This is a genomic window from Christiangramia fulva (genome assembly GCF_003024155.1).
Taxonomy (GTDB): domain Bacteria; phylum Bacteroidota; class Bacteroidia; order Flavobacteriales; family Flavobacteriaceae; genus Christiangramia; species Christiangramia fulva.
In genome coordinates this window covers 128,201-154,105 of sequence record NZ_CP028136.1, presented here as the reverse complement: position 1 = coordinate 154,105, position 25,905 = coordinate 128,201, and the positions used below count along the sequence as shown (strand labels likewise).

The 25,905-nt window shown below is 41.2% G+C and carries 19 protein-coding genes, 2 tRNA genes and 3 rRNA genes; 10 read left to right on the top strand and 14 right to left on the bottom strand.

What is annotated here, in order from left to right; genetic code table 11:
* The first annotated feature begins 206 nt into the window (after positions 1-206).
* The gene (locus C7S20_RS00735; protein ID WP_107010697.1) at positions 207-632 is read left to right on the top strand and encodes a secondary thiamine-phosphate synthase enzyme YjbQ; all 426 of its coding nucleotides are present in this window, start codon (positions 207-209) and stop codon (positions 630-632) included.
* Positions 633-679: 47 nt separating this feature from the next.
* Here C7S20_RS00735 and rplT read toward each other — a convergent pair whose 3' ends face one another.
* From rplT to thrS, 4 genes are all read right to left on the bottom strand, one after another.
* A complete protein-coding gene (gene rplT / locus C7S20_RS00730) occupies positions 680-1,024 on the bottom strand; it encodes a 50S ribosomal protein L20 (RefSeq protein ID WP_107010696.1) in 345 nt (114 codons plus the stop codon).
* Positions 1,025-1,146: 122 nt separating this feature from the next.
* A complete protein-coding gene (gene rpmI / locus C7S20_RS00725) occupies positions 1,147-1,344 on the bottom strand; it encodes a 50S ribosomal protein L35 (RefSeq protein WP_011708523.1) in 198 nt (65 codons plus the stop codon).
* Between the two features lie 89 nt (positions 1,345-1,433).
* Entirely contained in the window at positions 1,434-1,982 is a 549-nt protein-coding gene (gene infC, locus C7S20_RS00720) for a translation initiation factor IF-3 (protein WP_341476522.1), read from the bottom strand.
* A gap of 21 nt (positions 1,983-2,003) precedes the next feature.
* Entirely contained in the window at positions 2,004-3,956 is a 1,953-nt protein-coding gene (gene thrS / locus C7S20_RS00715; protein ID WP_107010694.1) for a threonine--tRNA ligase, read from the bottom strand.
* A gap of 671 nt (positions 3,957-4,627) precedes the next feature.
* On the opposite strand from thrS, the gene C7S20_RS00710 reads away from it, so the two are divergent.
* From C7S20_RS00710 to rrf, 5 genes are all read left to right on the top strand, one after another.
* Positions 4,628-6,159, top strand: a 16S ribosomal RNA gene (locus tag C7S20_RS00710).
* Between the two features lie 186 nt (positions 6,160-6,345).
* Positions 6,346-6,419 (top strand) — tRNA-Ile (locus C7S20_RS00705).
* A 223-nt stretch (positions 6,420-6,642) separates the two neighbouring features.
* Positions 6,643-6,716, top strand: a tRNA-Ala gene (locus C7S20_RS00700).
* A gap of 223 nt (positions 6,717-6,939) precedes the next feature.
* Positions 6,940-9,828, top strand: a 23S ribosomal RNA gene (locus C7S20_RS00695).
* A 194-nt stretch (positions 9,829-10,022) separates the two neighbouring features.
* A 5S ribosomal RNA gene (gene rrf / locus C7S20_RS00690) occupies positions 10,023-10,131 on the top strand.
* Together the 16S, 23S and 5S rRNA genes with 2 tRNA genes alongside form the textbook arrangement of a ribosomal RNA operon.
* Positions 10,132-10,298: 167 nt before the next feature.
* Here rrf and C7S20_RS00685 read toward each other — a convergent pair.
* Complete coding sequence (locus C7S20_RS00685) at positions 10,299-11,150, bottom strand: DUF4249 family protein (protein ID WP_107010693.1); 852 nt, start codon at positions 11,148-11,150, stop codon at positions 10,299-10,301.
* Positions 11,151-11,152: 2 nt separating this feature from the next.
* Positions 11,153-13,543, bottom strand: coding sequence for a TonB-dependent receptor (locus tag C7S20_RS00680; RefSeq protein WP_107010692.1), 2,391 nt, complete (start codon positions 13,541-13,543; stop codon positions 11,153-11,155).
* Between the two features lie 199 nt (positions 13,544-13,742).
* Here C7S20_RS00680 and C7S20_RS00670 point away from each other — a divergent pair, with 199 nt between their 5' ends.
* A complete protein-coding gene (locus C7S20_RS00670) occupies positions 13,743-14,249 on the top strand; it encodes a hypothetical protein (protein ID WP_107010690.1) in 507 nt (168 codons plus the stop codon).
* Between the two features lie 8 nt (positions 14,250-14,257).
* Here C7S20_RS00670 and C7S20_RS00665 read toward each other — a convergent pair whose 3' ends face one another.
* The 8 genes from C7S20_RS00665 to C7S20_RS00630 form a co-directional block, all read right to left on the bottom strand.
* Positions 14,258-14,479, bottom strand: coding sequence for a DUF6095 family protein (locus C7S20_RS00665; RefSeq protein ID WP_107010689.1), 222 nt, complete (start codon positions 14,477-14,479; stop codon positions 14,258-14,260).
* A gap of 159 nt (positions 14,480-14,638) precedes the next feature.
* Positions 14,639-15,577 (bottom strand): glycosyltransferase family 2 protein, encoded by a 939-nt coding sequence (locus C7S20_RS00660; protein ID WP_107010688.1) that lies wholly within the window; start codon positions 15,575-15,577, stop codon positions 14,639-14,641.
* 70 nt (positions 15,578-15,647) lie between these two features.
* Entirely contained in the window at positions 15,648-17,876 is a 2,229-nt protein-coding gene (locus C7S20_RS00655; protein ID WP_107010687.1) for an NADP-dependent isocitrate dehydrogenase, read from the bottom strand.
* 585 nt (positions 17,877-18,461) lie between these two features.
* Positions 18,462-18,812, bottom strand: a complete 351-nt coding sequence (gene rplS / locus C7S20_RS00650; protein WP_107010686.1) for a 50S ribosomal protein L19 — start codon at positions 18,810-18,812, stop codon at positions 18,462-18,464.
* Positions 18,813-18,929: 117 nt separating this feature from the next.
* A complete protein-coding gene (gene trmD / locus C7S20_RS00645) occupies positions 18,930-19,610 on the bottom strand; it encodes a tRNA (guanosine(37)-N1)-methyltransferase TrmD (RefSeq protein ID WP_107010685.1) in 681 nt (226 codons plus the stop codon).
* 33 nt (positions 19,611-19,643) lie between these two features.
* A complete protein-coding gene (locus C7S20_RS00640) occupies positions 19,644-20,231 on the bottom strand; it encodes a hypothetical protein (protein WP_227009071.1) in 588 nt (195 codons plus the stop codon).
* A 193-nt stretch (positions 20,232-20,424) separates the two neighbouring features.
* Positions 20,425-21,873, bottom strand: a complete 1,449-nt coding sequence (locus C7S20_RS00635; RefSeq protein WP_107010683.1) for a glyceraldehyde-3-phosphate dehydrogenase — start codon at positions 21,871-21,873, stop codon at positions 20,425-20,427.
* A 122-nt stretch (positions 21,874-21,995) separates the two neighbouring features.
* A complete protein-coding gene (locus C7S20_RS00630; protein ID WP_107014036.1) occupies positions 21,996-23,396 on the bottom strand; it encodes a S1C family serine protease in 1,401 nt (466 codons plus the stop codon).
* A 130-nt stretch (positions 23,397-23,526) separates the two neighbouring features.
* On the opposite strand from C7S20_RS00630, the gene dapF reads away from it, so the two are divergent.
* The 3 genes from dapF to mltG are packed head-to-tail and all read left to right on the top strand — an operon-like array spanning position 23,527 to position 25,869.
* Positions 23,527-24,312, top strand: coding sequence for a diaminopimelate epimerase (dapF, locus tag C7S20_RS00625; RefSeq protein ID WP_107010682.1), 786 nt, complete (start codon positions 23,527-23,529; stop codon positions 24,310-24,312).
* Entirely contained in the window at positions 24,306-24,836 is a 531-nt protein-coding gene (locus C7S20_RS00620) for a GNAT family N-acetyltransferase (protein ID WP_107010681.1), read from the top strand. The genes dapF and C7S20_RS00620 overlap by 7 nt, the downstream gene beginning before the upstream one ends.
* Positions 24,826-25,869, top strand: coding sequence for an endolytic transglycosylase MltG (gene mltG / locus C7S20_RS00615; protein WP_107010680.1), 1,044 nt, complete (start codon positions 24,826-24,828; stop codon positions 25,867-25,869). The genes C7S20_RS00620 and mltG overlap by 11 nt, the downstream gene beginning before the upstream one ends.
* Positions 25,870-25,905 lie beyond the last annotated feature (36 nt).

The window sequence follows — 25,905 nt, the reverse complement described above, 5'->3', positions numbered from 1 at the left end:
TTGCGTTAGGTAGATTGGTTTGGATTAGCACTTCTGAATTATGATTCGAATATCCATTGATTGATTAAAAATCTGATCCCATTTGAACGGATGAAAACGCAATAATGAAATAATTCCTTCTGCAGTTCCCTTTTTTGAAAATTTAAGAAGGCTTTAATTTTCTATGAATCTGAGTTTCGTAATTTCTGTTTTTAAATGGAATAATTATGGAGAAGATTTTTCAAAAAGAAATTAGCCTGAAACCGAGAAAAAGAGGTTTTCATTTGGTGACAGAGGAAGTCATTTCACAATTTTCAGAAATTAAAGAAATAGACACCGGGATTCTTCAGGTTTTTATCAAGCATACTTCTGCGGGTTTGACTATTAATGAAAATGCCGACCCCACTGTTCGGGAAGATTTTGAAAGTCATTTTAATAAAATGGTGCCCGAGAATCAGTCTTATTACAGACATACCCTTGAAGGCCCTGATGATATGCCGGCACATTTAAAATCTGCCCTTACCGGAACTTCTGTCCAAATTCCAATTTCAAAGGGAAAGTTGAACCTGGGTACCTGGCAGGGAATTTATTTGGGAGAATATCGAAATCACGGAGGTTCAAGAAAGCTTGTATTAACTGCTTTCGGAAAATAAAAAATCCCGCCAAAAAGCGGGATTTTTCCTTAAGAGAGTATAATCGTTTATTTAACTTTTTCTACAATTGCTTTAAAAGCCTCCGGGTTATTCATTGCCAAATCGGCAAGAACCTTACGGTTCAAATCGATATTGCTGGCTTTCAATTTACCCATAAATTGAGAATAAGATAATCCGTTTAATCTGGCGGCAGCGTTAATACGCATGATCCAGAGAGAACGGAAGTTGCGTTTCTTGGCTTTACGGTCTCTGTAAGCATATAACATTGCTTTGTCAACCGCGTTTTTGGCAACTGTCCAAACGTTTTTACGACGTCCGAAATAGCCTTTAGCTTGCTTTAAAACTTTTTTTCTACGTGCCCTTTTGGCAACAGAATTTACTGATCTTGGCATAAATTTACATTTTTTTGTAGCAGGCGATCCAATTATTCAAAATTTAAAATTCTGAATTTTGAATTCTTTTTACTGGCCCGACTCCATGGTTAAACAATAATTGAAACCTGAATTGCTTCAGTTTACTTTAAACGTAACTGAAGTTTCACATTGTCCTTATCTGCATCATGTACCAAAGTACTGTGCGTTAAGGCGAGCTTACGTTTTTTAGATTTCTTTGTTAAGATATGACTCTTAAACGCGTGCTTTCTTTTGATCTTTCCGGTACCGGTTAGCTTAAAACGCTTTTTGGCACTGGATTTCGTTTTCATTTTAGGCATTGCTGTCCTTTTTTATAATTAACTCTCTTAATTTTTAATTCTATTCTAATTCTCCTTTAAGCCTTTTTTAAAGAAATTTAGGGAGAAGATTATTTCGTTTTTTTAGGAGCCATAAACATGGTCATACGCTTACCCTCCAGTTTTGGCATCTGTTCTACCTTGCCATATTCTTCAAGATCCTGAGCGAGTCTTAACAGAAGGATCTCTCCTTTATCTTTAAATACGATTGAACGGCCTTTAAAGAAGACGAAAGCTTTAAGTTTTGCACCATCTTTCAGGAACTTCTCGGCATTTCGTTTTTTAAACTCATAGTCATGATCGTCGGTATTCGGGCCAAAACGGATTTCCTTAACTACAACCTTGCTGGCTTTAGCCTTCATGGCTTTTTCCCTCTTCTTCTGTTCGTAGAGGTACTTTTTGTAGTCCATGGCCTTAACCACGGGTGGTTTCGCATCGGGCGATATTTCCACAAGGTCAAGTCCCATTTCCTGTGCAATAGAAAGGGCTTGTTTCACAGGAATCACCTGCATTTCGACATTATCTCCTACCAGGCGAACTTCGTCTGCCCTGATCTTCTCATTAATTCGGTGTTGTTCTTCTTTTTGTCTCCCGAATTGGTTCGGTTTTCTTCTTCGTATTGCTATGGCTATAAATTTTAGTTAGACTTCAGTTTCAAAAGGTTTTAAGGTACTATTGATTTCCGTATTTATCAAATTCGCGAATTCTTCAACACTCATACTGCCCAAATCACCTTCGCTGTGTTTACGTACAGAAACCGTACCATCCTGGGCTTCCTGTTCTCCAACGATCAGCATATACGGGAATTTTTGCACTTCAGCTTCCCGTATTTTCTTGCCAATAGTTTCATTTCTATTGTCAACGAGGGCGCGAATTTCGTTATTTTCGAGCAAAGTTAAAACTTTTTGTGAGTATTTTTCATATTTCTCACTGAGCGAGAGAATGATAGCCTGTTCGGGCATAAGCCACAAGGGGAAATTTCCGCCGGTATGCTCAAGAAGTATGGCCACGAAGCGTTCCATACTGCCAAAAGGTGCCCGGTGGATCATTACCGGCCGGTGCATTTCATTATCACTTCCTTTATAAGTAAGATCAAATCGTTCGGGTAAATTATAATCTACCTGAATGGTGCCAAGTTGCCAGCTTCTGCCAAGTGCATCTTTCACCATGAAATCCAGTTTTGGACCGTAAAATGCTGCTTCGCCGGTCTCTACTACATAATTGAGACCTTTTTCTTTGGCAGCGCTCAGAATAGCACTTTCGGCTTTTTCCCAAACATCGTCAGATCCGATATACTTTTCTTTATTTTCAGGATCTCGTAAGGAAACCTGGGCTGTGAAATTTTCAAAACCTAAAGATGAGAATACATATAAGGTAAGATCAATTACTTTTTTAAATTCTTCATCCAGCTGCTCGGGCGTACAGAAAATATGGGCATCATCCTGTGTAAATCCTCGTACCCGGGTAAGCCCATGTAGTTCCCCGCTTTGTTCATATCGGTAAACGGTGCCAAATTCTGCAAATCGCTTCGGAAGATCCCTGTAACTCCAGGAAGAAGATTTGTAAATTTCACAATGATGCGGACAATTCATCGGTTTCAGCAAAAATTCCTCTCCTTCATTGGGTGTGTGAATGGGCTGAAAACTGTCTTCCCCGTATTTTGCATAGTGTCCTGAAGTAACATACAGTTCCTTTTGTCCAATATGTGGAGTCACTACCATTTCATAACCTGCTTTTTTCTGAGCTTTTTTCAGAAAATTCTCCAGTCGCTCTCTTAAAGCAGCTCCTTTGGGTAACCAAAGCGGTAATCCCTGGCCAACTTTTTGTGAAAAAGTGAAAAGTTCCAGTTCTTTCCCGAGTTTACGATGATCACGCTTTTTAGCTTCTTCTAATAATTCGAGATATTCCTTTAAATCTTTTTGCTTCGGAAAAGAAATACCGTACACCCTTGTTAACTGTGGTTTGTTTTCATCACCCCGCCAGTAGGCACCGGCAACGTTCATCAGTTTTACGGCTTTTATGATCCCGGTGTTGGGAATATGGCCTCCCCGGCATAAATCGGTAAAGGTGTCATGATCACAAAAAGTGATGCTGCCATCCTCCAGATTTTCTATGAGTTCAAGCTTAAAAGGATTCTTTTCGTTATTGTAAAAATTAAGTGCTTCTTCTTTTGAAACCTCCCGCATTTTAAAATCGTGTTTCCCGCGGGCGATTTCCAGCATCCGGTCTTCTATTTTTTTAAAATCAGATTCAGAGATTTTCTCTTCACCAAAATCAATGTCATAATAAAAACCATTTTCAATAGCTGGGCCAATAGTTAATTTTGCACCCGGATACAGATCCTGAATTGCCTGAGCCATTACATGGGAAGTTGAATGCCAAAAGGCTTTTTTCCCTTCTTCGTCATTCCAGGTATATAGAACAAGATCGCCGTCTTCGGTTAATGGCGTGATGGTTTCAATGGTGTTACCGTTGAATTTAGCCGAAATTACATTTCGGGCCAGGCCTTCGCTGATGCTTCTGGCCACATCCATAGGAGTGCTTCCTTTTTCAAACTCCTTAATACTACCGTCAGGCAGAGTAATCTTGATCATTTTCTATACTTTTTTAGAAGGGACAAAGATAAGATGTTGAATTTGGTTGCGCAATAAAGGGCTCTTTATTATCTGAATTAAGTTTTTTATTAATTTTTGATCTTTTTCTGTGGTTTTATATTGAAATTCAATCGCTTAAAAATAAACTTTAAATTTTCCTTAAAATATTCAATTTGATATTTGGAATAAAACGAATGTTCGTTTTATATTTGCACCCGCTTTCTCAGGGAAGCTTAGTTCATTGAAGGGGTAGTTTGATTATAGAAGCGGGGAAAGTTAGCGATTTTTCATAAGGTAAAAAGGTGCTAAGATTTTTTTAAAAAATAAAGTTTAAAAAGTTTTGGTTGGAAAAGAAAAGTCGTTGTATATTTGCACCCGCTTTGAAAAACAAGCGACGTTCTAAAAGAGAGATAAAGAAAACAAAAACCACCCGGATGGGGGGAGAAGGGGTTCGAGTCCTCGGGTTTTGGCAAGACAGTGATCAATTAACAATGATCAATAAGCAATGAGAAGTTGTGATAATTGTTAACTGTTAATTGATAATTGGTTCATTGACATATTGAATTGACAGGGATTACATTATAAAGATGTAATCAAGTATATAAGAATTAAGACAAAAAGACGTCAACTGAGCAATTTCTACTAGTAGTTGTTAAGAGATATAAGAATTAACGATGAAGAGTTTGATCCTGGCTCAGGATGAACGCTAGCGGCAGGCCTAACACATGCAAGTCGAACGGTAACAGGGATTAGCCTAGCTAATTTGCTGACGAGTGGCGCACGGGTGCGTAACGCGTATACAATCTACCTTCAAACGGGGGATAGCCCATGGAAACGTGGATTAATACCCCATGGTATTATCGGTTCACCTGGACTGGTAATTAAACATTTATGGTTTGAAGATGAGTATGCGTCCTATTAGCTAGATGGTAAGGTAACGGCTTACCATGGCGACGATAGGTAGGGGTCCTGAGAGGGAGATCCCCCACACTGGTACTGAGACACGGACCAGACTCCTACGGGAGGCAGCAGTGAGGAATATTGGACAATGGAGGCAACTCTGATCCAGCCATGCCGCGTGCAGGAAGACTGCCCTATGGGTTGTAAACTGCTTTTATACGGGAAGAATCACTCTCACGTGTTGAGGGCATGACGGTACCGTATGAATAAGGATCGGCTAACTCCGTGCCAGCAGCCGCGGTAATACGGAGGATCCAAGCGTTATCCGGAATCATTGGGTTTAAAGGGTCCGTAGGCGGGACAATAAGTCAGTGGTGAAAGTCTTCCGCTTAACGGGAGAATTGCCATTGATACTGTTGTTCTTGAGTTGTTATGAAGTGGTTGGAATGTGTAGTGTAGCGGTGAAATGCATAGATATTACACAGAACACCTATTGCGAAGGCAGATCACTAATAACCAACTGACGCTGATGGACGAAAGCGTAGGTAGCGAACAGGATTAGATACCCTGGTAGTCTACGCCGTAAACGATGGTCACTAGCTGTCCGGCCTAATTGAGGGCTGGGTGGCCAAGCGAAAGTGATAAGTGACCCACCTGGGGAGTACGTTCGCAAGAATGAAACTCAAAGGAATTGACGGGGGCCCGCACAAGCGGTGGAGCATGTGGTTTAATTCGATGATACGCGAGGAACCTTACCAGGGCTTAAATGCAGTCTGACAGGTCTGGAAACAGATTTTTCTTCGGACAGATTGCAAGGTGCTGCATGGTTGTCGTCAGCTCGTGCCGTGAGGTGTCAGGTTAAGTCCTATAACGAGCGCAACCCCTTTCGTTAGTTGCCAGCGAGTGAAGTCGGGAACTCTAACGAGACTGCCGGTGCAAACCGAGAGGAAGGTGGGGATGACGTCAAATCATCACGGCCCTTACGTCCTGGGCCACACACGTGCTACAATGGTAGGGACAGAGGGCAGCTACCCCGTGAGGGGATGCGAATCTTGAAACCCTATCACAGTTCGGATCGCAGTCTGCAACTCGACTGCGTGAAGCTGGAATCGCTAGTAATCGCACATCAGCCATGGTGCGGTGAATACGTTCCCGGGCCTTGTACACACCGCCCGTCAAGCCATGGAAGCCGGGGGTACCTGAAGTCGGTCACCGCAAGGAGCCGCCTAGGGTAAGACTGGTAACTGGGGCTAAGTCGTAACAAGGTAGCCGTACCGGAAGGTGCGGCTGGAACACCTCCTTTCTAGAGCAACGCACGCTTATACGTGCTAGCGCAATTACTGGAAACAAAGGAAGTGTAAAGAAGGCCTCTTTGGTCTTGATTCTTATCTGTCAATTTGATATTATAGTACTGAGTACACAGTATTGAGTATTGAGAAGCTTAGCGCTTGTCTAAATACTCATTACTAACTACTCACTACTAAAGGACAGTCTCATAGCTCAGCTGGTTAGAGCGCTACACTGATAATGTAGAGGTCGGCAGTTCGAGTCTGCCTGAGACTACTCGTAGAGTAGACGCAGGGAGCGAGAGGTTTACCCTGAGCGAAGTCGAAGGGAGTCTGCCTGAGACTACTAATCGCGCGCAGCGCGATAGTTATGAGTTAACAGTTCTGAGTTCAGAGTTTTTGCTCAAAGGCAACTAAGTTCATAAAAAAGTATTGAAAGGAAATTCTAGAAGCTAAGAATTCTAATTCTAAATTCTGAATTCTAAATTCGGAATTCAAATGGGGGATTAGCTCAGCTGGCTAGAGCGCCTGCCTTGCACGCAGGAGGTCATCGGTTCGACTCCGATATTCTCCACCTACGCTCACCGAAGTGAGCTTCGGTGGACTAAGGTCCACAGAAGGTTACCAAGGCGAGCCTCGCATAGAGCGATCTATCGAGTAAACGTTCATTGACATATTGAAGAAACAAAGAATACGAGAACACAAATAGATAGAACTATTTTAAGTAAGTAATACATTAAAAATTCCGGGCTATAGGCGCGAGCCATTGGTCCGGGACGAGCATTAGAAGCAAAACGCATACAAGCTAGATAAGGGCGTATGGGGGATGCCTAGGCTCTCAGAGGCGAAGAAGGACGTGATAAGCTGCGAAAAGTCGTGGGGATTGGCACATACAAATTGATCCGCGAATATCCGAATGGGGCAACCCACTATACTGAAGGTATAGTACCCGACTTGTCGGGGGCAAACCCGGGGAACTGAAACATCTAAGTACCCGGAGGAAGAGAAAACAACAGTGATTGCGCTAGTAGCGGCGAGCGAACGCGCAAAAGCCCAAACCAATGAGTTTACGGACTTATTGGGGTAGTAGGACTGCGATATGGGTTGTATAAGGAACTAGAATCATCTGGAAAGATGAGCCATAGACGGTGACAGCCCGGTATAGAGAACTTGATACAATCTTAGCAGTATCCTGAGTAGTGCGGGGCACGAGAAACCCTGTATGAATCTGGCGGGACCATCCGCTAAGGCTAAATACTCCTGAGAGACCGATAGTGAACCAGTACCGTGAGGGAAAGGTGAAAAGAACCCTGAACAAGGGAGTGAAAAAGAACCTGAAACCATACGCTTACAAGCGGTCGGAGTCCGCCAATGGCGGATGACGGCGTGCCTTTTGCATAATGAGCCTACGAGTTAACGTTTCCAGCAAGGTTAAGCACTTAAGGTGTGGAGCCGTAGCGAAAGCGAGTCTGAATAGGGCGAGATTCATCCTTAGGGGATGAAAGCGCACTTGTGCGCTTAGTTGGTAGTGTTAGACGCGAAACCGTGTGATCTACCCTTGGGCAGGTTGAAGCTGTGGTAACACATAGTGGAGGACCGAACCCGTTGACGTTGAAAAGTCTTGGGATGACCTGAGGGTAGGGGTGAAAGGCCAATCAAACTCGGAAATAGCTCGTACTCCCCGAAATGCATTTAGGTGCAGCGATATAGTTAGTTTTATAGAGGTAGAGCTACTGATTGGATGCGGGGGCTTCACCGCCTACCAATTCCTGACAAACTCCGAATGCTATAAAATGATGCATATCAGTGAGGGCATGGGTGCTAAGGTCCATGTCCGAGAGGGAAAGAACCCAGACCATCAGCTAAGGTCCCCAAATGTATGTTAAGTTGAAGAAACGCGGTTGAACTGCCCAGACAGCTAGGATGTTGGCTTGGAAGCAGCCATTCATTTAAAGAGTGCGTAACAGCTCACTAGTCGAGCGGTTCGGCATGGATAATAATCGGGCATAAACATACTACCGAAGCTATGGATTTCATACAAAGGTATGGAGTGGTAGGGGAGCATTGTAATGGGGTTGAAGGTGAACTGCGAGGTTTGCTGGACTAATTACAAAAGAAAATGTAGGCATAAGTAACGATAATGCAGGCGAGAAACCTGCACACCGAAAGACCAAGGTTTCCTCAGCTATGCTAATCAGCTGAGGGTTAGTCGGGTCCTAAGGCGAACCCGAAGGGGGTAGTCGATGGACAAGCAGTTAATATTCTGCTACTTGCCCCACGTTAAAAGCGGACGGAGGCGTAAAGTTGGTGCGTACTGACGGAATAGTACGTTGAAGCCAGTGGTAACACGGCGATAGTACACCAAAGCTACGGCGGCGGTGATAATCCAGCGGCGCGACTTCCAAGAAAAGCGAGTGGAGGCAACCCGTACCGTAAACCGACACAGGTAGTTGGGAAGAGAATTCTAAGGTGCTCGAGAGATTCATGGCTAAGGAACTAGGCAAAATTGGCCCGTAACTTCGGGAGAAGGGTCGCCCCGAGCAATCGGGGCCGCAGTGAAAAGATCCAGGCGACTGTTTATCAAAAACACAGGGCTCTGCTAAATCGAAAGATGACGTATAGGGCCTGACACCTGCCCGGTGCTGGAAGGTTAAGGGGAGACGTCATCCGCCATTGGCGGAGAAGCGTTCAACTGAAGCCCCAGTAAACGGCGGCCGTAACTATAACGGTCCTAAGGTAGCGAAATTCCTTGTCGGGTAAGTTCCGACCTGCACGAATGGTGCAACGATCTGGATACTGTCTCAGCCATGAGCTCGGTGAAATTGTAGTATCGGTGAAGATGCCGATTACCCGCTACGGGACGAAAAGACCCCGTGCACCTTTACTATAGCTTAGTATTGACTTTGAACAAGTGATGTGTAGGATAGGTAGGAGACTTTGAAGCAGCCTCGCCAGGGGTTGTGGAGTCGTTGTTGAAATACTACCCTTTACTTGTTTAGAGCCTAACCCCGAGAACTTGGGGGACAGTGCTTGGTGGGTAGTTTGACTGGGGTGGTCGCCTCCAAAAGAGTAACGGAGGCTTCTAAAGGTTCCCTCAGCACGCTTGGTAACCGTGCGTAGAGTGCAATGGCAAAAGGGAGCTTGACTGAGAGACATACAGGTCGATCAGGTACGAAAGTAGAGCATAGTGATCCGGTGGCACCGCATGGAAGGGCCATCGCTCAAAGGATAAAAGGTACGCCGGGGATAACAGGCTGATCTCCCCCAAGAGCTCACATCGACGGGGGGGTTTGGCACCTCGATGTCGGCTCGTCACATCCTGGGGCTGGAGAAGGTCCCAAGGGTTGGGCTGTTCGCCCATTAAAGTGGCACGCGAGCTGGGTTCAGAACGTCGTGAGACAGTTCGGTCTCTATCTGTAGTGGGCGTTAGAAATTTGAGTGGACCTGACTCTAGTACGAGAGGACCGAGTTGGACCAACCTCTGGTGTACCAGTTGTTCCGCCAGGAGCACTGCTGGGTAGCTACGTTGGGAAGGGATAAGCGCTGAAAGCATATAAGCGCGAAACCCACCACAAGATGAGATTTCTTTAAAGGACCGTGGGAGACTACCACGTTGATAGGCCACAGGTGTAAGAGCAGTAATGTTTGTAGCCGAGTGGTACTAATACTCCGTAAAGCTTGATGCGCAAGGCCCCTTCTAAAGGAGGGGCCGGTAATGCTTTTAGCATGTAAAGCTGCTGTGTTTTAAGTGTTTTTTGTTTCTTTAAGTATGTCAAGATATTGGTCCGCAAAGCGGACAGTTAAAAAGTGAAAAAGTCAATAAGTTAAAAGAGCTTTTCTTTACAACTTTAGAAGCTTTGAAACTTTCTAACTCAAAATTTAAGGTGGCTATAGCAACGGGGCTCACCTCTTCCCATTCCGAACAGAGAAGTTAAGCCCGTTAGCGCCGATGGTACTGCTTCTTGTGGGAGAGTAGGTCGCCGCCTTGTTCTTCAAACCCTTCATCTTCACAGGTGAAGGGTTTTTTTATGCTTAAAAATTACTTCCAAGACCTACAACGCCTTCGCTGATATTGATCGCGCCCGAGTATGCCTGTCTCTCAAGGGGTATCTGCCACAATAGTACGGCCCGAAGGCAGGTGCCACCATAAAAAAAATTATTCAGCTGTGATCCGGGCGCTATCAAATCCGCAGATCGCAAAATAGCCCAGCGGGAAGTTCTCGAGTAAGTTTACATCATTATTGATCCTGGAAACATTGAATATATTTCCTCTCACTGTGGCTACCGGAGTTTGGAAAAAATTGAACTCGGTATTGCTTTGAACAATGATTTGTGACATATAATTATAAAAATCTTTATTGATGCCTATAATTTTAACCTCCACCTGTTCTCCGGGGGGTAAATCTTCGTCGTAGAAATAAGAAAATTCGAATTCCTGGCCATCGTAAAATTCATCTTTTGAAACAAAATAGTTGTTATAGTCAAAATCGAAAAGATAGTAATCCGCACGGCCGGCCTTATCTGTAAAACTTACCTTGACTTCGGTTTCATCGCCCTGAAATAAATCCCCATTTCCGAACTCGAGATTATCGAGAGGTACCGTAGGAGTATATTCATATTCGGCCTGATAAGTTTCGCCATTATATTCGAGAACCAGGCTTATTTTCTGGTTGATCAGGATTGAAGTGCTAATCTCACCCGGAAATACTTCATCGCCAGAAGGTTGATAGATCCCGCTGTTTGGCTGCAGTTCAAAAAGATTTATATAGCCGCCATTTTCTAATCTCAGGTAAATATTAGACAGCTTTGCAGGTTTTAACTCTTCAAAGAACCCGCTTGAAATACTTGCCTTAATTGCAACAGGCGTAGTTTGTTGGTTAGGATCTACTAAAATGAGTCCGTCAATTATTAGGCGTTTATCAGTGTTTTCGGTTTGAACTTCTATTACGTCCTCGCAGCTTATCAGAAATAAGCATAATAAACTCAGTATTTTCAGCTTATTTTTCATTTTCAAAATTTGAAATTGTAAGTTACAGACGGGACGAGTCCAAAAATCGAAGTTCGAACGGCTTCATTTTGGCCTGTATCCAGATTTCGTCTAAAATTGATTGAAGCGGCATTTTTCCTGTTATAAACATTATAAATGCTAAAAACCCATTCGCTTTTCCAGTTTCTGTTTTGATTTTTTTTCGGAATCAATTTTGCCGAAAGATCCAACCGGTGATAATTTGGCAAACTTTGTTGATTTCGTAAACCATAGTATGGAACAGTCAAACCCTGGAATTGGAATTGACCAAGGGGATAATTTGTAGGCTGCCCGGTTTGAAAAATAAAATTACCGCTAAAACTCCACTTTTCATTTAACTCATAATTAGCAAAAAAAGCGATATCATGCCTTTTATCAGAGGGCGTATTGTACCACTTTCCCCCGTTTATGCCAGATTCTTTAGGTGTTTGTTCAGTGTTTTCCACAGCTCTTCCTGGCGTTCGCTGTTCAGATTTTGAAAGAGTATAGGCAATCCAACCCTGCAACCTGCCTTCATATTTTCTGAAAAGCATCTCAAGCCCATAGGCCCGGGCTTCTCCATTAAGAATGACCTGTTCAATGGCATTGTTGGCAATGAGCTCAGCTCCATCGATATAATCAATTCGGTTATTTACCGTTTTGTAAAAAATTTCAGATTCCAAACCGTAGATCTTTTCCGGGAAATTATGGAAATACCCCAGCGCATATTGATAAAGTAATTGTGGTTTTACGTAGGGACCGCTGGGCGTCCAAACATCAAGCGGTGTGGGTGAACTTGTATTTGACAGTAAATGCAGATTCTGGCTCATTCTTATAAAACTGGCCTTGAAGGAATTGCTCTCATTTAATGAATAAGAAACCGCCAGCCTCGGTTCTAGATTTGTATAATGCGCCAGTTGTTTAGATCGAGACGGATGAATTGTGTCTGAAGGGATTGCACTCTTATATATTAGTTGAAAAGGATCAAAAACAACCGGGCGATCGTTTTCATAGGTATAGAATTCATCCTGCCCGAACCTGATAAAATGGCTTAGACGAATACCGTAATTGATCCTAATTTTTTCTGAAATTTCCTGTTCCACGCCTATATAAGCAGCGGTTTCATTGGCAAATTTTTTAGTTAGCTGATCTTCAATGATCCCAGATTCTTCTGAATTTGGCTTTATTTTACCAGGATTAAAAATATAATAGGTATCATGGATGCCATAATTAATTTGCAAACGGTCATTGAGATAATGTTTCAAATCATATTTTATATTGAAGTTCTTGATTCCAGAATTCCACTGAAATCCGGCAAAATCGAGTTCCAATCCATAATAATAGTCTGAATAGATCATCGATAAATTGGAGAATAACTTATCGGAAAAAAGGTGGTTCCACCTGAAATTGAGAACTGAATTTCCATAGGAGTTCACGAAATTATCCGAAAGCCGAAAGACATCCCTTCCGAAGTAACCCGAAAGAAAAATATTGTTATTCTTGTTCAGCTGAAAATTGAGTTTGGTATTGAGATCATAAAAATATGCGCTGTTATTGATGTCAAACAAAGGCAGGAACAAGTGAGCATACGAACCGCGGCCGGCGATAAGAAAAGCCGATTTTTCCTTTTCAATGGGGCCTTCCAGTAATAACCTGCTTGAAACGGCACCTATACCGCCATTGGCATGAAATTCTTTGCTATTTCCTTCCTTCTGAAAAATTTCCAGAACAGAAGAAACCCTCCCCCCGTACCTGGCCGGGATCGCACCTTTATAGAGTTTCAGATCCTTGATGGCATCGGGATTGAAAACCGAAAAAAGGCCGAACAGGTGGGAGGAATTAAAAATGGTAGCTTCATCCAGTAAAATCAGGTTCTGATCGACAGCGCCCCCGCGAACATTAAAGCCGGAAGCACTTTCACCCGCGCTGGTAACGCCGGGAAGCAAAAGAATAGATTTTATGATATCGGCCTCCCCGAGCACCACGGGGATATTTTTCACGGTTTCCAACCGTAGCCTGTTAACGCTCATCTCCGGCTTGCGGATGCTTATTCTCTCAATGTCCTTTTCGATGAGTACCTCCGAGAGTTCTTCTACCTTTTCCGAAAGATAAAAGTCTTTTCTCAGATCCCGATCCAATTCAATACTTTCAGAAATTGTTTGATAGCCGATACCGGTAATTTCAATTTGATAGGTTCCTCCGGGAAGAGTGATGGAATAAAAACCATATTCGTTGGTGGTAGTCCCCGTATTCAGCTCGGGAATAAGAATATTGACGCCGATAAGGGTCTCGTTGCTTTTTTCTTCAGAAACTTTTCCGCTAAGTGTAAATTTTTCCTGAGCTATTGAAATTTGAAAGATCAATAGAAAGATGCATAAAAACGCCCTTAAATACATAGATTTTTTTAGCAGGAGATTTCCTGAAATTCTCAGTGAAAATAAGAAAAAGCAGGGCCTGTTTTTTAATCCTTAAAAGAAAATATTGAAATTTAATGCTTTTCAAATTCCGTTTTACAGTTTTTACAGGATTCCCCTTAGTTTTTAAAATTCTGCTTCTGCTTACTTTAGTGGATTCATCAATCAAAAAACTTAAGTTATGAAACAATTCAAATTCTTTCTGAGTTGCCTCTTTGTACTATTCCTTTCTAATTCCTGTAGCTCTGATGATGATCAGGCTGTTTTACAGGAAAATTACCTGAAGGCTAGCGTAGGAGAAAGTTCTCTCCAATTAAACGATGCGAATGGAAATTTCGTGGTGACTCGTGTTCAAAATGCAGATGGAAGTATTCTTCTTTCCATAGCGGTATCAACATCTGAAGAAGACGGCTTCTTTATGCAAATTCCATATTATAAAGGCGCGGGACGATATGAAATAAAACATAAAAATATGGCTACCTGTATTATGTCTTTTCAGGAAACGAATTCACATGGAAAATGGGTGTGCAAATATCCGGGTGCCGATGGTTTCGATAATTATATTGAAATTTCGAAGGATGGCGGTAGTTTTATTGAGGGTAGTTTTGAATTTTCGGGAAGAAATACTTCTGATTCGAGTTTAATCGAGGTAAGAGATGGCAAATTTGGAATTTATTCGGCTCGTTAAACTCAATTTTAATCGAATAGTGATTTTACAACCGTAAGGATACCTTTGAACATAAGAAATAATGTGCCAATTATTGCGGCAATTCCCAGGATCAGGATAGGATAATAAAGCGGATGTTCCTGATTATGAAAAGCTGAAAAAAGGATGGTAGGGCCGATAAAAGCCAGCGGCAAGGCACCTCCAAGGTATTTTAAACCTGTGGAAAGCACTTTTTTATTGGTATGCTTCATCAAATTTTATTTTATCTGCAAGATACAAACCGAAATTCTATTTTTGTAATTTTCGAGAAAGTGTATTTTGGGGATCTCTATTGAAATTTCCGTTTCAAGGCAGCTTAGAGGGCAGAATTTCCGCGGAAGAATATTCGTAAAGTTTTTGAATTCATAAACTTAAAGCGATATTTTTCTTAATGGTTTCCAGATTTTTAGTTTATAAAGAAGTTTTAAAAAGTAATGGCTGCTTGTATTTCTTTTTTTGCTGAAGAATTCTTTTTCCTTTTCTAAAAGATCCTTATTGGAACTGTTTTTAAGTTTATCGTACAGATTTCCTGCGGCATATTTTACCAGGCTATGGTTGTTTTTCTTTATATAACTGGATAAAGTCTTATCTATTATTTTCCAGCCTCTGATATAGCTTTTTACCTGGTCCCTTTTTTCTAAATTGCTTAACCTTTCATTGGCACCTGCGCGATATAAAACGCTGGTTTTATTGGTAAAATGAATGGAAGAACTATTAAGAATGATCCTGGTGAAATATTCACCATCATCATTATTTGAAAGATGTTCATTCCATTTTCCGGCTTTTTCTGAAAGTGCTGAAGTGATAAAGTAGGAATGTACCGGTAAATAACTTTGGGTATTTCCAAAGATATTAAGCAGCTCTATTGGATGTCTTGTAGAAAAGTAGGTTGGCATTTGCTCGTGAACAATAACTTTGTCACTTTTTGAATAGAACCTGCCCCATTTACAGGTTGCCATAGAAAATTCATCTTTTTGTTTTAACAAACCTACATGAACGGCAAGTTTATCAGGAGCGATAGTATCATCAGAATCCAGATACTGAATAAAATTTCCTTTAGATTTTTCAAGGCCGATATTTCGGCAACATGCGGCTCCTTTTTTCCTTTCTGAAGGTCTCTTTAGGTAACAAAAGCGTGAATCTTTTTCAGAAATTTCACGAAGCATGGCTTCCGTTTCATCCTGAGAGCCATCATCAACCACAAGACATTCCCAATTCGGATATGTTTGATTTTTAACGCTTGCAAGTGATTGCCGAAGAAAATGCGCCCTGTTAAAGGTGGGTATAATAATAGAGACCAGATCGTTCATATAGTAAAAATACAGTTAAATGAAAAAAGCCGGATTTGCCAATCCGGCCTTCTTCATAATTAAATGATTTTTATACTGGAGCATCAAGAATTTCATTAAAGGTACTACTTGGACGCATCGCTTTCTTTGTTAATTCTTCATCGGGATAATAATAACCGCCAATATCCTGCGGACTTCCCTGTGCATCGAGTAAATCCTGGAGAATCTTGTCTTTATTCTCTTCCATTTTCTTAGCCACCCTATCAAAATAAATATTAAGATCGGTGTTTTTCTTTTGTTTTGCGAGCGCTTCGGCCCAATAGAGTGCAAGATAAAAATGGCTTCCCCGGTTATCTATTTCATTTACCACTCTGGAAGGTGATCTTCCTTCATTCAGGAAACGTTCGGTGGCTTCATCAAGTGTTTCTGAAAGGGTTAAAGCTTTCTGGTTATCATATTTATTTCCCAGATGTTCCAGGGAAACAGCCAGTGCAAGGAATTCACCAAGAGAATCCCATCTTAGATGGCCCTCTTTAAGGAATTGCTGCACGTGTTTTGGTGCTGAACCACCGGCGCCGGTTTCGAACAGTCCACCGCCATTCATCAAAGGAACTATGGAAAGCATTTTGGCACTTGTTCCCAATTCAAGAATTGGGAAAAGATCGGTTAAATAATCTCTCAAAACATTTCCGGTTACCGAAATGGTATCTTTTCCGTCTTTTACCCTCTGGAGTGTATATTTTGTTGCTTCGGTTGGAGCCAGGATTTTAATTTCCAGGCCTTCAGTATTATGATTCGGAAGGTATTTGTTTACTTTTTTGATCAACTGTGCATCATGGGCGCGATTCTCATCTAACCAGAAAACTATAGGCATTCCCGTTGCACGACCTCTTTCTACTGCCAATTTGATCCAATCCTGAATAGGAGCATCCTTTACCTGGCACATTCTCCAGATATCCCCTTTTTCAACAGAATGTTCAAGAACCGTTTTTCCTGAAGAATTGATCACTTTTACCGTTCCATTTCCTGAAATTTCAAAAGTTTTATCGTGTGAACCATACTCTTCAGCTTTTTGAGCCATTAAGCCTACATTTGGTACAGTTCCCATAGTAGTAGGATCAAATGCTCCGTGTTCTTTGCAGAAATCGATGGTAGCCTGGTATAATCCGGCGTAACTACTGTCAGGGATCACCGCTTTGGTATCCTGGGTTTTTCCTTCGGCATTCCACATTTTTCCTGAATTACGGATCATTGCGGGCATAGATGCGTCTATAATAATGTCGCTTGGTACATGCAGGTTTGTAATACCCTCATCTGAATTCACCATAGCCAGGTCCGGACCATCCTTTAGATCTTTATTGATCGCCAGTTTTATCTGGTCGCGTTCTTCTTTTGGAAGATTATCAAGCGCCTTAAGAACATCACCGAGTCCGCTGTTTGGATCGGCTCCGGCTTTTTCCAGTTTTTCGCCGTACTTTTCGAAAACATCTTCAAAGAAAACTTCTACTGCATGACCAAATATGATAGGATCTGAGACTTTCATCATGGTCGCTTTCATATGCAGCGAAAATAAAACGTCTTTTTCTTTGGCATCCTTTACTTCTTTACGAAGAAAATCCAGAAGAGCTTTTTTACTCATTATCGTAGCATCGATGACTTCTCCTTTTAAAACTTTAAGGTCATCTTTCAATGTTTTTTTGCTGCCATCTTCCGCAATGAACTCGATCTTAAGAGTATCTCTTTCATCAAGAGTGATCGATTTCTCATTAGAACGAAAATCCCCATGATCCATTGTAGCTACGTGGGTTTTGGAATCTGAGCTCCATTTTCCCATGGAATGCGGATTCTTTTTCGCAAAATTCTTTACGGCCTTTGGAGCACGGCGATCGGAGTTTCCTTCCCGAAGCACAGGATTCACGGCACTTCCTTTAATCTTATCGTAACGGGCTTTTATTTGTTTTTCTTCAGAAGTTGAAGGCTCATCGGGATAATCTGGAAGTGCAAAACCTTTGGACTGCAGTTCAGAAATGGCATTTTTCAATTGTGGTACCGATGCACTTATATTCGGTAATTTAATAATATTAGCTTCAGGACGCTTCGCCAGATCACCGAGCTCAGCGAGATCATCAGAAACTTTTTGATTGTCTTTTAAATAATCTGGAAATTGCGCCAGGATTCTTCCCGCTAAAGAAATATCGCGGGTTTCGAGACTAACTCCGGCGGCGTTGGTAAAGGCGTCAATAATTGGCAAAAAAGAATAAGTTGCCAGCATGGGAGCCTCATCTGTTTTGGTATAGATTATTTTTTCTTTTTGAGACATTTTTGATGTTTTTGGTTGCATAAAACTTTAATAGCACCCTCACAGTAAAAACAGGGCGCAAGGCAGGCGCAATATACGTTTTTCAGGGCTTTTATCCTAAGTAAAAAGGGAGAACCGGGCTGTTAATAAATCATAAAATAGCGGGAATAAAAAAAGCCATTTCATCTTATTTGACTAAAATGAAATGGCTTCTAAAGAAACAGCACGTTACCACTTTTCTGGAAAAGCATTTTAAGCTTTTCCTGTGTATACTGCTTCCTTTGATTCAGTTTTAACAAGTGGTTAAAAAAGAATCAAAATGGGCTTTTACCTTTCAAACTATTCTTGTCAATGCAAAATTTATGTTATATAGAAGGTAAAAACCATATGTAAAGAACTTGCTTTACCGGAAATCAGTTTAAATTAAAAATCCTTTTGTCAATTTAACTCATTCAAATTTCCACTATTAAAAGTAAGGAAAACCTTCTTTTTTTGCAATTTTTTGCGCTTAAAAATTATCAACTTCCTGTAAACTATACTTATCAACTTTTGTTAATAAAAAAAGCCCCATGGAAACATGAGGCTTTGATAAATTTTTTGTCGAGATTATCTCTTAACTTCCTGTATACGGGCTTTTTTACCGGTAAGACCTCTGAAGTAGAAAATTCTTTTTCTGCGAACTTTACCTCTTTTATTAACTTCGATCTTCTGAATTGCCGGAAGGTTCACTGGGAAAATTCTTTCCACACCTACGGTTCCACTCATTTTACGTATTGTAAAAGTTTGAGAAGCACCTGTACCTCTTTTTTGAATGACTGTACCGCGGAAGAACTGTGTTCTTGTTTTCTGGCCCTCTTTAATTTCGTAATAAACGGTGATAGTGTCACCGGCAGAAAATTCAGGAAATTCCTTTCTGTCGATAAATTCGTCCTGGACGTATTTTATTAACGATTCCATGGTTTAATAGTTTAAAAATAAAATCTAAAACAACATTCACGGTGATCGCCAGAGGTTATTCTAGAATGCGTGCAAAATTAATCAATTTTATTTATTGTACAAGTCTGAATCACAGATTTATTCCTGTTCAAAGATATCTGGGCGAAGGCGCCGGGTTCGTTCCATGGCCTGTTCTTCCCGCCATTCTTCTATCTTTGGTAAATTACCGGAAGTTAATATTTCAGGAACTTCCCAGCCTTTATATTCCGCGGGACGGGTATAAACAGGTGGCGCGAGCAAATTATCCTGGAATGAATCTGTGAGGGCAGAGGTTTCATTTCCCAGCACACCGGGGATGAGCCTTATTACTGCGTCACATAGAACCGCCGCTCCGAGTTCTCCTCCCGAAAGTACGTAATCACCAATGGAAATTTCGCGGGTGATAAAATGATCCCTGACTCTCTGATCCACACCTTTATAATGTCCGCAGAGAATGATGATATTTTCAAGAAGGGACAGTTTATTGGCAGTTTTCTGGTTAAGAGTTTCGCCATCGGGAGTCATATAGATCACTTCGTCGTAATTCCTTTCCGACTTTAATTTCGTGATGCATTTATCTATGGGTTCGATCATCATCACCATTCCGGCACCACCACCAAACTGATAGTCGTCTACCTGCTTGTAATTATCATCGGTATAATCCCTGAGATTATGAAGATGCACTTCTACAAGTCCTTTTTTAATGGCTCTCTGGAGAATAGAAGCTTCAAACGGACTCTTCAAAAGGTCGGGGACAACCGTGATAATGTCAATACGCATTACGGGAAATTTAAAATATTCGATTAATGGAAATCAGGAATTGCCGCTGGTTTTGTTTCGTTCATCCTGGAGAAGTCGACCCAGGCGTTGCTCTTTTTCAAGGGCTTTGGTTCGGTAAACATCAAATTCCTTTTCGGTTTCATCTAATTTCTGCCTGGCTTCGCGGGTAGCCGAATTGGAATTTTTATACTTAAAGAATAAAATAAGAACAATTACGATAAGTGCCGCTACAATTCCCCACATCATTGCTTTATATCCGCCTTTGCTGAAAGGCATTCCCAGGAACATCAGTGCATCCTTTTCTTCAGTTACCTTTTTAAGATCCTGTTGCGTGGCGGCCAGCTGATTTTTAAGATCTTCGATTTCCTGATTCTGCTCATCAACCGTATTTTTCTGAACAATGATCTCTTCCTTTAAATCACTGATATAGTTTCGGGTATTATTCCTGAGCTGAATAAGTTTATCGTAATCTATCACCTTATATTCTTTGTAGCTGTTAGATTCTTCGATAAGCTGGGTAAATTCATCCTGAACCGGAGTAGAGGTGGCAAGGCTGTCCTGTGCCCTGGTTTGCATTACCGTTATGACAAATAAAGCGATAATGAAAAATTGCTTGGTCATTTTAATTTTAAATTTTGATATTATACACACAACGAGGCTTTCATTGGCTTAGTATAATTTCCGGATTTTCAGGTTACTTTTAATGTCTATGATTTTAATTTATTTTGAATCAGAAACTTAAACATTAAAAGTGGCGCTAAAATAAAAAAAACCCCGCTAAAGCCGGGGTCTTTTTTTAAAAAAGATTGTAATTCTAATAGTAAGTAAAGCGTCTGACTTTAGCGATATATTTCGCCAGCCTGATCACCTGTTGGCTGTATCCGTATTCATTATCATACCAGATGTAAAGAATGATATTCTTTTTGGTATCTGAAACAATTGTCGCATTGCTGTCATAAATCGCGGGTGCCGAAGAACCAATAATATCGCTCGATACCAGCTCATTATCTACCGAATATTGAATTTGCTCCACAAGATCGCCTTCCAGTGCATATTTCTTCAGAATTTGATTTACACCTTCCGTAGTGGTTTCTTTTTCTACTTCAAGATTAAGAATTGCCAAACTACCATTCGGCACCGGAACGCGAATGGCATTTGACGTAAGTTTTCCTTCTAAGGAAGGTAAAGCTTTTGCGACGGCTTTTCCCGCGCCGGTTTCGGTAATAACCATATTCAAACCGGCCGCACGCCCTCGTCGGTATTTTTTGTGCATATTGTCTACCAGATTCTGGTCATTGGTATACGCATGAATGGTTTCCAGGTGGCCATGGACCACTCCCAGGGAGTCCTCGATAGCCTTCAGAACCGGAGTAATGGCATTAGTGGTACAGGAAGCAGCTGAAAAAATCTCGGTTTCATCAATATTATAATTCTTATGATTAACACCATGCACAATATTTGGAATCCCCTTTCCCGGCGCGGTGAGCAACACTTTGGAAGCTCCTTTTGACTTTAAATGACGGGCCAGAGCGTCTTTATCCCTAAAAGCCCCGGTATTGTCAATAATAAGGGCATTATTGATCCCGTATTTGGTATAATCGATCTCTTCCGGATTATTTGCTGAAATCATTTGAACCGTAGTTCCGTTGATAATTAGAGCAGATCTTTTCTCATCGATATTTACCGTCGCGCTAAATGTTCCGTGTACCGAATCGCTTTTTAGCAAAGAAGCCCTTTTTTCAAGTACTGAAGCATTGATTTCCCCCCGGGTCACTATCGCCCTGAGCCTTAACTGGTTTCCTTTGCCCGTGCGTGTCATTAATTCCCTGGCAACCAAACGTCCAATTCGGCCAAAACCGTAAAGCACTACATCTTTGGGTTTTACCGGTTCTGTTTCTTTGGCATCTTTTAATTTGTTAGAAACAAAAGCCATGGCATTGGTGTAATCCTGGTCAGCCAGATGATATTCATAAGTAAGTTTGCCTATATCAAGCTTCGCCGGAGGAAGGTTTAGGTCCTGAATGGCTTTCGCTATCTCTACGGAATCGAAAATTGAAATGGGTTTTCCTACAAATTCACCTGCGTATTCATGCAGATCAAGAATATCACTGACATTTCGGTTTATAAGCTGATTTCTGAAAAGTACAAGTTCGATTGATTTGTCGTACCAGAGGTCACTTACAATATTGATGAATTCTACGGAAGCCTTGCGCCTGTCGGCCTGAAAAGAAAGTTCCCTTTCGTAAACTCTATTAAAGTCCATTTTAGGTTATGTTGTTTTAAATTCGGCGCAAAAGTATATATTTCAAACGTTTTCGTAAAAATTTTAATGAAATAAAAAAACCCTTCCATCGAGAAGGGTTTTTATTAAGAATTTCTTAGAAATTATCTCCAGATCATTCGTTGTTTCTCGCCATTAAGGTCGATGTATGTGATCACAATTGGGTCGGAAGGGTTTCTTTCGGTTAGCACCTCTTCAACCTGACGAACATTATTTACTCTCTGGTTATTGATCTCGGTAATGATAGTTCCAATTAATTCGGAAGCTGGCAGATTTTGAGATAAGGTTTTATTGATTTTTACCCCATAATCGGCTCCTAACTTTTTCAATTCCTTTTCTGAAGCATTTGCAACTTCGAGTCCGATGGAAGGAATGCTGAAAGTATTAATTTTGGTAAGGGTAACATTGAATTCTTTTTCTTTCCCCCCACGGTTTACTTTTACCGCAACCACATCACCAGGACGTTTTGAATTGATATATCCGGTAAGATCAGAGAATTTATGGATTTCTATATTGTCAATTTTTTCAATGACGTCATTTTCTTTAATTCCCGCTTTTTCGGCGCCGCTTCCTGGAGCGATACCTGCAACATATACTCCCTGTGAAGTAGGCAGGTCATATTGCTGCACAGCCTCGGGATTGATACTGCCCCCTCGAATACCTAGTATGCCTTGTTGAACATCGCCATATTCCATGATATCTTCTACTACTTTGCGGGCATTATTGGAAGGAACGGCAAAGGAGTACCCGATATAGCTTCCATTCGGGGAAGTAATGGCTGTATTGATTCCTATTAATTCACCATTGATGTTTACCAGGGCACCACCACTATTTCCGGGATTCACCGCGGCGTCTGTTTGAATGAATGATTGTGGTGAGTTATCACGCGCGTTCAGGTCTCGCGCCTTGGCACTAATAATACCTGCTGTAACGGTAGATTTCAGGTTAAAAGGATTCCCCACGGCAAGAACCCATTCACCAAGTTTTACGTTATCTGAATTTCCGAAAGGTATATAATCAAGGTTATCGGCATCGATTTTTATAAGAGCGATATCGGTAATCGGGTCGCTTCCAATGACTTCAGCTTTATAGGTTTTATTATTGTTGAGGGTTACTTCCAGCTCACTGGCACCTTCAATAACGTGATTATTGGTCACGATATAGCCGTCTGGAGTAATAATCACACCAGATCCGGCCCCCTGTAAGGCCCGGCCGCCATTATTGCCATACTGGTAATATTCCCAGATATTACGCGGACTTTTAAATACGGCCACGTTCTTCACGTGAACCACGGCATGAACGGTTTTTTCGGCAGCTTCGGTAAAATCGACATTCGTACCATAAACGGTATTCGAATTGTTAGCTACCGGAATAAAAGATTTTGATGTTTGTGCATCCTGAGGCAGGAAATTGCCAGCGTCCTCATCAAAAAACAGCTTATAGCTGCTAAGCGTGAGAGCTCCACCCAGGATAGAAACCAATAATAGACTTGCTATTTTTTTCATTTCGGATTTATTTTTATTTATAAACAATTAGTGTAATTCTTTATTATAATGAATGCGCACTTTAACCAAGCTTTAACAGCCGGGATATTCGTATTCATTATTGTATATTTGTGCCACTCAAAATTCAGCTATGAAACTGACTTTTTTTAAATATCAGGGCACGGGCAACGATTTTGTGATGATCGATAACCGCGACCATAAGATATCCAAAAACAATACCAAACTAATTAGACACCTTTGTGATCGAAGATTTGGCATAGGCGGTGACGGACTTATCTGTCTTGAAAACGCCGAAGAAAAAGAGTTCGATTTTAAAATGATCTATTTCAATGCTGATGGGAATGAGAGCAGCATGTGTGGGAATGGTGGACGCTGCCTGGTGGCCTTTGCAAAATTCCTTGGAATTATTGAGAATTCTGCCAAATTTATCGCTGTTGATGGCCCTCATGAAGCCTTTATTAAAAACGGAATTATTAGTCTAAAAATGCAAAATATCGATGCTGTTTCCAAAATTGAAGATGCTTTGTACCTCAATACGGGCTCGCCACATCATGTTATTTTTCGCGAGGGAATCGCCACCATGGATGTAAAAAAAGAAGGAGCCGATATTCGCTATTCCGATCATTATAAAACGGAAGGTACCAACGTGAATTTTGTAGAGCCGGTAACTGAAAATGAATTTTCTGTGCGCACCTATGAACGTGGAGTGGAAGATGAAACCCTCTCTTGCGGAACCGGCGTTACTGCCGTAGCAATAGCCGCTTTTCATGCAGGTAAAACTTCTTCAAACAGCGTTGATCTCCTGGTGCAGGGAGGGAAATTGAATGTAAAATTTGAAGAAAAGAATGGTAAATATTCAGAGGTCTGGCTTTCTGGTCCGGCCGAATTCGTGTTTAAAGGTGAAATTGTATGTTAACACTCACGGGAAAGAAAGTTTATCTTCGTGCTCTGGAACCCGAGGATCTTGATTTCGTTCATAAAATTGAGAATACCGAATCTTTTTGGGAAGTGAGCTCCACGCAAACCCCATATTCAAAATTCCTTATCAGGCAGTATCTGGAAAATGCTCACCGGGATATTTACGATATTCGGCAATTAAGACTTGTGATTTCTACAAAAAGGCACCGTTCAGTAGGGCTTATTGATGTTTATGACCTCGAACCCAAAGATCGAAGGGCTGCGATTGGTATTCTTATTGCAGATAATAAAGACCGTAAAAAAGGATATGGTTCTGAAAGTTTGGCCTTGCTTTGCGACTATTGTTTCAAACATCTGGGACTTCACCAGGTCTATGCCAATGTAGGAGCCGAAAATAGAGATAGCAGAAGGGTTTTTGAAAATAATGGTTTTCGAAAAGTAGGCCTAAAAAAAGACTGGACCCTTTTTAATGGGGAGTTTAAAGATGAATTCCTTTACCAACTTATAAATAATGTACATTAGGAAAATAGCGATGGCCGTCGCCATTTTAGGAGCGATTGGCCTGGGAATATTCAGTTATTATATCTATAACAGCATATTTTCTTCGAATACTGCCTTCAAAGAATCTTCAGAAGTAGTTTATATTCCAACCGGTGCCGATTTCGAAACAGTGGCCGATTCGTTGCGGCCACTGCTGAAAGACCTTCAGACCTTCAGCATTGTCGCTCAGAAAAAAGGCTACACTCAAAATGTCCGGCCTGGAAGATATGTTCTGAAAAAGGGTATGAATAACAATGAAATCATCAATACCCTTAGAATAGGAAATAAACCCATTAGCGTTATTTTTAATAACCAGGAGCGGCTTGAAGACCTTGCCGGAAGGATTGCAGAGCAAATCGAAGCCGATAGTACCGAATTGATCAGGGCTTTTCGTGATTCCACCTTTCTGGCAAAGGAAGGTCTTGATGATGAAACTGCTTTGGGTATGTATATTCCTAATAAATATGAATTTTACTGGAATACTTCCGCAGAAGAATTTCGTGCGCGCATGAAAAAGGAATATGATCGCTTTTGGAATGAAGAACGACTCAAGAAGGCTAAAGAAATCGGCCTAACACCTTCTGAAGTGATCACCATAGCCTCTATTGTTCAAAAGGAAACAGCCAAAGTAGATGAGCGGCCGCGCGTTGCCGGTGTTTATATGAACAGGTTCAAAAATGGCTGGAAACTCGATGCCGACCCCACGATCATTTACGCCATAAAAAAGAAAACTGGTAATTTCGATACCATCATAAAAAGGGTTTTATACAAAGACCTGGAGCTGGATTCTCCTTATAATACCTATAAATATGCTTCGCTGCCACCGGGTCCAATCCATATGCCGGATATTTCTTCTATTGATGCCGTTCTGAACTATGAACATCATAATTATTATTATTTTGTAGCCGATGTTAAGAATTTTGGCTATCATAAATTCTCCAAAACTCTTGCTGAGCATAACAGGAATAAGCAGGAGTACATTCGCTGGATCAACCGTCAGGGTATAAAAAGATAGGTCTCAAAAACCTTTAAGTTTTTCTAAACATTTAAG